General features: G+C 41.2%; 7 protein-coding genes, 1 pseudogene and 1 riboswitch. Of the genes and pseudogenes, 7 read left to right on the top strand and 1 reads right to left on the bottom strand.

The genetic code is table 11. The annotated features are described in order from the left end of the window. From DXA57_RS17545 to DXA57_RS13250, 5 genes and pseudogenes are all read left to right on the top strand, one after another. Positions 1 to 194, top strand: a pseudogene (locus DXA57_RS17545) (RNA-guided endonuclease InsQ/TnpB family protein); the annotation flags it as partial. Positions 195 to 480: 286 nt separating this feature from the next. Further along, a complete protein-coding gene (locus DXA57_RS13260; RefSeq protein ID WP_117767810.1) occupies positions 481 to 3,324 on the top strand; it encodes a beta-glucosidase in 2,844 nt (947 codons plus the stop codon). Between the two features lie 76 nt (positions 3,325 to 3,400). After that, on the top strand, positions 3,401 to 3,529 hold the full coding sequence (locus tag DXA57_RS17640) for a hypothetical protein (RefSeq protein WP_278309150.1): 129 nt from the start codon (positions 3,401 to 3,403) through the stop codon (positions 3,527 to 3,529). Positions 3,530 to 3,544: 15 nt separating this feature from the next. Then, positions 3,545 to 4,243: an MBL fold metallo-hydrolase gene (locus tag DXA57_RS13255; protein ID WP_117767809.1), complete on the top strand. Its 699-nt coding sequence runs from the start codon at positions 3,545 to 3,547 to the stop codon at positions 4,241 to 4,243. A 139-nt stretch (positions 4,244 to 4,382) separates the two neighbouring features. Beyond that, positions 4,383 to 4,988, top strand: a complete 606-nt coding sequence (locus tag DXA57_RS13250; protein ID WP_082424688.1) for a YczE/YyaS/YitT family protein — start codon at positions 4,383 to 4,385, stop codon at positions 4,986 to 4,988. 59 nt (positions 4,989 to 5,047) lie between these two features. Here the strand turns inward: DXA57_RS13250 and DXA57_RS13245 are convergent, their stop codons facing one another. Continuing rightward, complete coding sequence (locus tag DXA57_RS13245; RefSeq protein ID WP_117767808.1) at positions 5,048 to 6,388, bottom strand: ATP-binding protein; 1,341 nt, start codon at positions 6,386 to 6,388, stop codon at positions 5,048 to 5,050. Positions 6,389 to 6,889: 501 nt separating this feature from the next. Continuing rightward, positions 6,890 to 6,965: riboswitch (cyclic di-GMP riboswitch) on the top strand. 99 nt (positions 6,966 to 7,064) lie between these two features. On the opposite strand from DXA57_RS13245, the gene DXA57_RS13240 reads away from it, so the two are divergent. Together DXA57_RS13240 and DXA57_RS13235 are read left to right on the top strand one after the other, a co-directional pair. Next, complete coding sequence (locus DXA57_RS13240) at positions 7,065 to 8,909, top strand: ABC transporter substrate-binding protein (RefSeq protein ID WP_117767807.1); 1,845 nt, start codon at positions 7,065 to 7,067, stop codon at positions 8,907 to 8,909. Positions 8,910 to 9,055: 146 nt separating this feature from the next. Further along, the gene (locus DXA57_RS13235; RefSeq protein WP_117767806.1) at positions 9,056 to 11,203 is read left to right on the top strand and encodes an ATP-binding protein; all 2,148 of its coding nucleotides are present in this window, start codon (positions 9,056 to 9,058) and stop codon (positions 11,201 to 11,203) included. The last annotated feature ends 27 nt before the right edge of the window (positions 11,204 to 11,230 follow it).

Raw genomic sequence — 11,230 nt, 5'->3', positions numbered from 1 at the left:
AGGTGGGAAGAAAATATGCAGAGCCGTGCAAGCGAAAACAGAGGGGGCTATACAGAGATGGAAGCCAGAATTATAATGCGGATGCTGTCGGTGCATATAATATCCTGAGAAAATATCTCTCCGCATCCGGAGTAAAAAAAGAACTGTCCGTAACCGGACTGAAAACACCGGAAATCATAAAAGTAGCTGTATAACTCGAAAGAGTAAACAGTAGTGGTGTCATGGACGCACCCTGAAAAAGGCGGTATCCCGCCTCTATTCAGATGCTCTGGTAACTCAGTTACCGAGTAGTTCACATAAGTAAAAACGCGCGTGAAAATCTAAAATAATCTTGGAGAGTTATTGCAATGAGAGACAAATAATAGAGGTATTGTAAAATCTCAAATGTTTGGCCTTATAGTAGGACTTTCTAAGAATATAGGAATAACATGAAAATGAAGAAAATTTTAGTGAGTCTTAAACGAAAGGCAGGGAAAAAATATGAAAAGTAATACGATATATCCGCCGATGTCCGAACGTGAGATCAGCGGTGCTGCAATATCGAGAGAAGCGGCGACGCAGGGAATGGTACTTTTAAAAAACATAAATGGGATTCTTCCGTTAAAGGGCAGGGGAAAGATTGCCTTGTTTGGAAACGGAGCTGCCAGAACAATCCGCGGCGGAACGGGATCGGGAGATCCTTTTAACGGCGGTCTTTCCGGCGGTGGTGATCAGGATGTGGATCAGTCTCTGCGTTATCATATTAATATTCTGAATGCTATGGAAACAGAAGGTTTTGAGATTGTGAACCGGGAACAGCAGATGGCGTGGGCCAGATGCTATGATCTGGCCAAAAGAGAGATGAAGGACCAGGTCATGAGTGTTTTTGCGTTTCCGGAGGAACCGCTGACAACAGAAAAACTGGAAGAATATGCAAAAGAAACAGAAACTGCTATTTGTGTCATTTCGAGAAATTCCGGTGAGGGAAATGATCGTTTCATGAAAAAAGAAGTATCCATTGGGGATAAAAAGTATGAAATTGGAGATTACAGGCTTTCTGCAGTGGAGATGGATAATCTTAAAAAGCTACGGTCAGCTTTTTCCTCATTGATACTGGTGCTGAATGTTCCGGGCTCCATATCGGTGCAAGATCTGGAGGCAGCTTGTGCGGATGCTATTCTTCTCATGGGGCAGGCAGGACAGGAGGGAGGAGCCGCCGTTACCGATATTCTCACAGGTAAGACAACACCGTCAGGAAAGCTGACCGCAACCTGGGCAAAAAAATATGAAGATTATCCTACGGCAGGCAATTTCCTTCAGGATTTTAATAAAGCAGTATATACGGAAGGAATTTATGTAGGTTATCGTTACTTTGATACATTTAATGTTGAGCCGGGTTATCCTTTTGGTTATGGACTCTCCTATACGACATTTGCACTGGGAAATCTGGAGGCATCGCTGGATGAGGATACACTGGTTCTTGGCGTAACAGTAGAAAATACAGGAGCGTTTGCCGGACGTGAAGTTGTGCAGGTATATGTTTCTGCACCGGTATCGGAGATGGATATGCCGGAACAGGAGCTGAAAGGTTTCCAAAAAACGATGTTACTGGCACCGGGCGAAAAGGAAGATATCAAAATCCGCATACCGCTGCGTAATCTTGCATCTTATAGTGAAAATGCAGGAGGTTATATTCTGTCAAAAGGAGATTATGGAGTGCGTATCGGTACTTCTTCCAGAGATACAAAACCGGTGTGCAAGATTCGGCTGGAACAAACTGCTTTGACAGAACAGGTATTGGTGGAACTTCCGTTAACGGAAACTTTGGAAGAAAAGAAGGGGTTAACTGACCGAAAGGATGAAACTATATGGAAGGATGTACCGGTTCTTCTGGCTGTGCAGATACCGGAAACGCTGGATTCGCGTTCCGCCTATAGCGATGAAAAGGTGGTTACATATGCGACAGATACCAGCTATCAGCCGGTTATGCCTTACGAAACAGTACGGTATGTGGAAAAGAAAGAATGGAAGCTGAATGATGTGGCTTCGGGCAGAGTGTCAATGGAAGAATTTGCCGCACAGCTTGATGCTGCACAATTGGCGGATCTTTGCTGTGGTACAGGCTGGGGTGTGCAGGATGAGAACAATCCTGTGATTGGAGCCAGTTCGGAATCTGTACCTGGAGCGGCAGGGGAAACAACACACGCACTGGAAAGTTATGGTGTTTCTTCTATTGTATTGGCAGACGGTCCGGGCGGTGTGCGTATCACACAGCAGTTTGAGGCAACCGATCTGGAATCGGGGGAAAAGAGGCAGGTATACCATTACTGTACGGCATGGCCGGTGGGTACGCTTCTTGCTCAGTCTTTTGATCCGGAAATTTTGGAACAGGTAGGATGCGGAATGGCAGCAGATATGCAGGCAATGCGGATTGATTTGCTTCTGGGACCAGGAATGAATATTCAGCGTGATCCTATGTGCGGACGAAATTTTGAATATTTTTCTGAAGATCCTCTCATATCTGGAAAGATGGCGTCAGCAATGGTACGCGGTCTTCAGAGCCTGCCAGGAGGAGGTGGATGCATTAAGCATTATGCAGCTAATAATCAGGAGACGAATCGGAATGCTGTGGATTCTGTGATTGGTCAGCGGGCACTGAGGGAGATTTATCTGGAACCCTATAAAATTGCTATTCAGGAATCTCAGCCGTTGTCTATCATGAGTTCCTACAATCTGATCAACGGTGTTCCTACAGCAGATAGTTATGACTTATGTACGGATCTTGCCCGCGGAGAATGGGGATTTGAAGGTCTGATCATGACTGATTGGAACGGAGGCAGCAGTACACCCTGGAAATCCATGCATGCCGGAAATGATTTGATTATGCCGGGAGGAAAAGGAAGGGTCATGAATATTCTTCAGGCTGTGAGAACAGTTATGCCGGAGTTTGATGAACGTGGGCAGGTAATTATGGTGCAGGAAGTACCATTTGCACCGGTTTTCGCAGCCCGCTGGAATTCCTTTACGGTTGATCCGGAAGGACCGGATACAGTTATGGCACCTCTGGGTGAAGGACATACTGCCGAGATGAAGGATGGAGAGATTTTGGTTGATGGGGAAAAAGTCTACATGCAGGCAAATGATATGAAAACATTTTTCAATGATCCGGCAAGCTTTGTGCCAAAGATATGCCCGGCCAATGAGGAAGTTGCTTTTATTTTAGATGATGGCAGAGCAATCGGGTACAAAGGACATTTGGATAAGAAACCTCGTCTGTGTCTCGGAGATGTGCAAAGATGTGCAGTCCATAATCTTCGGATCATTCTGAAATGTATGGGATTATAGTAGATGGGTATCAACAATTCCTTCCGTTCCTTCTCTTCCGCAGTGGTCGGTATGTGAGCCAGGTAAAGAGGCAATTATGATTTTTGACAATATCTGCGAAGTTAAAGATAATTATGACCACAGGCTGATGGAGCTTCTTGTTAAACATGCTCCGGCATTTACTGTACCATTAGATGAGGATGCAGAAAATGTATTTATGCACTGATGCGGAAAGGATGGAATGGATATAGCAAAGCTGACTACATATCAGGTGATGGAGATTGCAAAAGACACCTGGGCTATCAATGAGGCTGGTATGACAGCCATGTTTTTGTTAAAAGGTACGGAACGTGCATTACTCATCGATACGGGTGTCGGAATGACAGACCTGAAAAAGCTGATTTCCTGGCTGACTCCGCTTCCCTATGATGTAGTGCTGACACATGGACATCAGGATCATATCGGAGGAGCTGCTCAGTTTGAAGAGGTATATATTCACGAAAAAGATGAGGATAGTCTTAAACCGATAAATTATGATAGCATCGCAGATTATGTGGAACTTTTGGGAAATTGTTTCCTTGATCGGAAAGAGCGAATCCTGTTTTCTGGAGATGCCTGCAATGGTAATCTGCTCTGCAGAGACAGTATTAATACACTATTGGGAGCTCTGGATAAAATCAAGTCCTATGAAAGTGAATTTGACCGCAATTTTAATGGCCATGTGGGATATGCGGGAATGCCTTTCGTTGGTTCCATGGATCATAGCATCATGAATACAGCGATACGCATCTGTGAGAATATCCTTTCAGGAACTGCGAAAATCGAGGATGGCGGTAAGAATGCGTTTGACGGAGATTGCAAGGTTGCGACAGACGGAAGAATCCGTATTGTATTTTCCCCAGACAGACTGATAGATGAAGGTGAAATTCCAGTAAGATAAACACAACAGACTACGCTGGGGTTAACTTAAGCCTGAAAGCCTTGAAGTCAAGGCCTTTGGGCTTTTTATAAGTGTGCCATCAGGCAGAATCTCCGGTTCTGGTGGCTTACAGTACCATAGAAATGATGAGGTAATAATAATGAAAAAATATTTTTTATATTTTCTTGGTTTGAATTTAATAGCTTTTGCTGTTGTATTAAATGTTCGATTTGATTTAGGAGTTGCTGCTTTTAGTTCTGTGATGTATTCAATATCACAAATCTATAACATTTCTTTAGGAACAGCTTCTATTATCTGTTACTTAATATTTGTTATTATTCAATGTATTTTATCCAAAAAGATCACAGTTACTTTTATTTTAGAAATTCCGTTATCGTTTGCTTTTGGTTGGTTGACTGATTTATATGATTTTATAATTCCTACATTATCGTTAAGTTTATACTTAAGGGTTATTTGTTTTATTATGACGATGTTCATTACTGCAATGGGCGTATTTTTAAGCGTGAAAACAAATCTTATTTTAACACCAACTGATGGTATTGTAAAAACTATTTCAGAAGTATTCTCTTTTCCTTTTTCAATAGTGAAAAATACTTTTGATATTACACTTGTGTTTGTCACTATTATTTTATGTTTAATTAATCATACCCCTTTTTATGGTCTTGGTATAGGAACCATACTGACAGCCTTATTTATAGGAAGAATTATTAATATTTATGAAAAAAAGATACAGTTATCTTTTTAAAGGTGGCAATTGGGTATTACGATGCTAAACTGTTGGGGTTTAGGCTAATATTATATACATCAGTGCTCCATCTTTTCCAATGCCAACCCAATCAATCGATCCGCCTGATCTGCCATGAACAGCGGGATATTCAGCACGTCATCGTCCAGTTTCAAATTATCCAATGAGAAACGGATGCGGAGCTTGACCTTATCAGGAAACAGTTCCTTGAATTTCTTCATACTCTTGCTGGTTGTGTTGGCTTCGGATTTGACCTCCACGGGGAAGATGTCGTTTTCCCGTTGAATGAGGAAATCCACTTCGTAAGGTGGGTTGTTCTGGCTCCAATAACGGGGCATGACTTCAAACTGAGTAATTAAAGTCTGCAACACAAAGTTTTCGGTTAATGCACCTTTGAATTCAGTAAAAAGGCGGTTACCTTCGCCAAAGGCAGTGGGGGCCAACTGTGCCAGACGGCGGAGCAGTCCTACATCCACCAGATAAATCTTGAAGGCAGACAAGTCATCGTAAGCTGCAATCGGCAGGCCGGGAGCTGAGCTGCGATAAATTTTATGCACCAAACGGGCATCTACCAGCCATTGCAAGGCATCCTCGTACTCACGGGCTCGTGCTCCTTCCTTGACCACTTTATAGATGAACTTCTTGTTCTCTTTTGCTAGTTGAGAAGGAATGGATTTCCAGATCATTGAGATTTTCGGGAACTCGCTGAGATTAGGATGTTTTGCAAAATCTCGCTCATAGGCTCCGATGATTCCGGACAATGCTTCCTGCATGGCAGAAACATCCCGTGCTTCCGTCCACATCAATACCGATTCCGGCATACCACCGGTGACATAGTACATTTTCAGCTTCTCATACAGCGGATTAAAGAAGGCATCAGGGATGGGTTCAAGAGTGTCCACCTGTTCCAGATACTGTGCCAGATTTTCATCACCGTTGGCAAGTAGGAATTCATTAAAGGTCATCGGGTCAATCTGCATAAAGTTGACCTTACCCACAGGAAAAGAGGAAGGTTTCGCCAGAGCAATACCCAACAGAGAACCAGCGCAGGCAACGTGATACTGCGGTGCGTTCTCACAAAAATACTTCATAGAGTTAATGACCTTAGGGCAGTCCTGCACCTCATCAAAAATGATAAGGGTTTTTTCAGGCACGATTTTTTGACCGCTTGCCAGTATAAGGTTTTGTAGAATCCGGTCCACATCCTTGGTTGTTTCAAAAAATTGCTTATATTCTTCATTTTCGTCGAAGTTAAAGTAGGCTGTATTTTCATAATAGCGCCTGCCAAACTCTTTCAGAATCCAAGTCTTACCCACCTGACGTACGCCCTTCAAGATTAATGGCTTGCGGTAGGGAGAATTCTTCCAAGCCAGCAATTTCTTTAAAATAAATCGTTCCATAGAATCACTCCTCACATTTTTATTGGAGTTTTGCTCTCAATAATCACACTTTTATTATATGCTAGATCCATGAAAATTACAACCGAAAACACAAAATTATTTGATTCTAATGCTTATCGATCACACTTTTATACGAGAAAGTGAGAAATATATTCTGCCTGTGATTTCATACTACTACTCATCGTGACGGTCTGAGATTGCCTCTTTCGAGCTTATAGTAGTAACTGGGTACCAATCTCTATTTGCTCTGCAAAAGCCTTCAGCGAGAGCCCCAGAACCATTCTAACGCTCTTTAATGTCCCGCCAGATTTCAGATGCTCTGGTAACTCAGTTGCCTATAGCAATCCGTGTATTAAATGAGTGCGAATATATGTATCGGCTGTTCTTTTTTGTTTTTTGTTTTTGAATGTTAAAATAGTGATGTTTTTCTTGTGTACAGTAGAGCACTAGAGTATAATAAAATCAGTTTTTGCGGCATAAATTCACAAACTATAATTTAAATAAGGAAATCGGCAAACCAGATGAAAGTCTGGGACGCAAAGCTACAGGGCCTGTAAAATGGCAGCCAGTTGCATGAAATGAGGTGCACTGTCTGTCTGACAGTGTTTTTTTACGGTGTTATTTCATAGACGTAACAATAATGGATTTATCAGGAAAGAATGAGGAAGATAAAAGTATGAAAAAGGCAAAACGTTGCCTGATAGCAGTGGTGTCAGGTGTACTTGCAGCAACTGCTGTCTTGTCTGGATGTGGACAGTCAAAGAAAGAAGTATCTAAAAACGATGATCATCTTACCGTTTATCTGTGGGAAAATCGTTTGATGAAAAATATTGCACCCTATATCCATGAACAGTTTCCTGATCAGGATATTGAATTTATTATTGGTAACAATGACACCGATTTATACAGTTATTTTAAAGAACATGATGAATTACCGGATATCATAACAGTACGTCGATTTTCTGGAACAGATGCACAGGACTTACAGCCTTATCTTATGGATTTTGCTTCTTATGATGTTGTTTCCAAGTATTATTCTTATGCGGTGCAATATTATAAGAATGCGGAGGATGAAATCCAGTGGCTGCCAATCTGTGGTATTCCGCAGACGATCATTGCCAACAAAACACTGTTTGATCAGTATGGAATTAAAATTCCGGAAAATTATGAGGAATATGTACAGGCCTGTCAGCAGTTTTATGATAATGGCATAAAACCGTATTCCATGGATCTTGGTGAAGATTGGTCAAATCAAGAAATAATTCAGGCGGCGGCAATCGGTGAGTTTACAAGCCTGGATGGTATTGAATGGCGAAACGGTGCAGAGACTGCAGCGGATGAAGTGAAGTTTGATGATGCATTATGGAAACGTATTTTTTCAGAAACCAGTCAGTTTCTTAAAGACTCGCACTTTGGTAAAGAAGATATCAATATTGACATCGACACAGGAACCCAGATGTTTGTCGAGGGAAAATCAGCAATGTTTCATGGACATCCGACGGTTATGCAGCAGCTGCAGAAACAGATGAATGCGGAGCTGATCCGTATTCCTTACTTTTCACAGACATCGGATGAATCCTATGTGTACATGACTCCGTCCTTAAACATTGCATTTAACAAAAACCTGGAAAAAGACCGGGAGAAACTGGATACTGCACTGGATGTGCTGGATTGTATGATTTCAGAAGAGGGGCAAAAGCTGATTGCGGGTGGAAGCAGTGTCATTTCATTAAATACAGATGTTCCAACCATGATGCAGGATGTGTCTGGACTGGAAGAGGGAATTAATAATAATGCTGTTTATATCCGATATTCCGCTCAAAAATCATTTGATGCAAGTCTTGAGGCTGTTCACGGATTACTGTCAGGGGAAATGGATGAAACACAGGCTTTTGATACTTTTCGCAGTGTAATGAATCGTAAAGCTCCAGAAGAAAAAGCAACGGTGAATTTTGAAAATGAATATTCCATTTCACTGAACGATAGAAATGGCCGTGATGCAGCATCTTCCATTTTAACTACGATCAGAGAAGAAAATGATGCACAGCTGGCTCTGGCACCATATTATTATTTCACTTCTTCTATGTACAAAGGAGAATGCACCAGCAGCCGGGTTGGCATGATGACAGCGAAGAGTTCAGATACAGCATTATATTTTACAAACATTAATGGTAAACAGGTTTGTGAACTCGTGGAAAATTATCTCGCCGATGCGGATGAGAATTTTTATGTAACCAATAAATACGAATTACCAATTGCATCCGGTATGAAAATGATCGTCAATCAAGCAAAAAGTGGATTTTTGTTAAAGGACTTGACAGTTAATGATAAGAAAATAGACAAAGAAAAGGAATACTCGATTCTTCTTACAGACACCACAATGTCTGTTTTGAAAAAAATAAATCCGAAATGTGAGATTGAGCAGCTTAAAGATACAACATTATCAAGTGCATGGATCGCAGCAATGTCAAAAGGACAGCAGCCGTCAGCACCGGAAGATTATATAGAGGTTGAACAGTAAAAGTGGAGATAGAACAAGCGGTAAACAAAAGAAAAAAAATAACAAGGCTGTTGCTTATACTGCTTATTATTCTTTTAAGCTTAGTTTGTATCAAGTATTTTATAAGTAAGTCTAATAAGTATATCAGCGAAAATGGAAAAAGCAGTATGAGAGCTGTTGTTGAACAGATACAGCAGACCTATGATCTTCAGGTGAGTGGATACTACAGCCAGCTGCAGTTGGTTGAGGAATTTTTACTTCATGAGAGGGAGCTGTCTCTTGAAACGGATACGAACAAAAATTTCTTTGAAGCATGGGAAAAAGAATCGAAAAGCACCCTTATATTCATTCAGGAAAATGGTCAGGCAGTATCAGCAGGTGGAACAAAAATGCGGATTGATATGCCAAGTAAACTTCTGCTGGACTTAAAGAATGGATACAATATTGGAAAACTGGTGCGTCTTGATTATGATCAGAAGAAAAAAGACGGTTATCTGGTTGCGATTCCATGTCAGGAATACACGATCAATGGAGAAACTTATACGGCAATTGGAACTGTGAATGATCATTCGAAACTGGATTCCATGTTAAAACTGAAAGGTTATGACGGGAAAGCATATTTGTTCATACTGGATCATGACGGAAATATTACATATACGAACCAGAGTGGTGATAAATACCAGCGTAATTATTCTCTGTTAAAACATTTAAAAGGGGAACAGGCTATTACAGAAGAAGAGGCTGATTTGTTCAAAAAGAAGTTTGATAACGGAGAATCCGGAGTTGCACTTTTGGGAAAACAGAACCCCTATTATCTGGGGTATTGCCCGATAGAAAGCAACAACACCATTTTGGTATGTATTGTGGCAAAGGGAGTTATTGACAATGTGCTGAGGGATTACCAGAAAACGGTGTTGTGTACAACAACACTCATGGCAGGTTTTATACTTTTACTTTTTGCCGGATTATTCTACAGTATTTCCAGACTTAGTCTTGCAGATCAAAAAGCAGAATATGAAAAAAGAAATAATGAACTTCATTTGCAAACAATGAAGGAAATGGAAGTAGTCAATCAAAAACTGAAAAAGGCAAAGAACGTTGCAACAGAAGCTTTACAGACAGCTGAAAATGCAAATAAGGCGAAAACAGATTTTCTGTCGAATATGTCACATGATATTCGCACACCTATGAATGCAATCATTGGTATTACGTCTTTGATCAGACATGATGCAGGTAATAAAGCAAAAGTTATAGAGTATGCAGATAAAATAGATATTTCATCACAGCATCTGTTGGGAATTATCAATGACGTTCTGGATATGAGCAAGATTGAGGCAGGAAAAACAGTCTTCAAGTATTCTGACTTTTCTATTCTGGATCTTGTACAGGAACTTGACACTATATTTCATACTCAAATATATGAAAAGCAGCAGACCCTTACAATCATAAAAGAAAATATTCAGCATGAGTGGGTGAATGGGGATCAGGTTCACCTGATGCAGATTTTCAGCAACCTGCTTTCCAATGCAGTGAAGTATACCCAGGAAGGTGGGGAAATTCAGTTCTTTGTAGAAGAATGTGAGACAAAGTCATCTGTCTATGCAAAGTACCGTTTCTTGGTTAGCGATAATGGCTTGGGAATATCGGCAGATTTCAAAGAGACAATCTTTGATCCGTTTACCCGTGCGGAAAGTTCCCTTACAAATAAAATACAGGGAACCGGACTTGGAATGGCGATTACTAAGAATCTGGTTGAGGCAATGGGAGGTACCATTGATGTGGAGAGTGAATTGGGACAGGGAAGCTGTTTTGAGGTTCTCTTGGATCTGAAAATTGCAGAGGATAGAACGGTTGCTCTGGCGGCACAAGAAGAAACCGATGAGCAGGATGGAAATATTCTGCAGGGAATGAAATTCCTGTGTGCAGAGGATAATGAGTTGAACGCAGAGATCCTGACGGAACTGTTAAAGATTGAAGGTGCGGAATGTACCATCTGTGAAAATGGCGAAGAGATTTTGAAAGCATTTGAACAGTCTGCTTCAGGTGATTATGACATGATTCTGATGGATGTGCAGATGCCTGTTATGAATGGTTATGAGGCAACGAAGGCAATCCGCAGAAGTTCCCATGAACTGGCAAAGACGATTCCGATCATTGCCATGACTGCGAATGCATTCTCAGAAGACATTCAGCATTCCCTTGCGGCCGGCATGAATGCACATGTTTCAAAACCGGTGGATATGAAGCTATTGGAAAAGACAATAAGAATCATAAAATCGGGGGGGGGTACAGAAATGCAGGTTACTGAACAGTGACAAATGGATTTGATGCGGCAGTGCAAT

Origin of the sequence: Blautia sp. OF03-15BH, assembly GCF_003463065.1 — a bacterium.
In the GTDB taxonomy this organism is placed as follows: Bacteria; Bacillota; Clostridia; order Lachnospirales; family Lachnospiraceae; genus Limivivens.
This window is presented reverse-complemented; position numbering and strand designations above follow the sequence as displayed.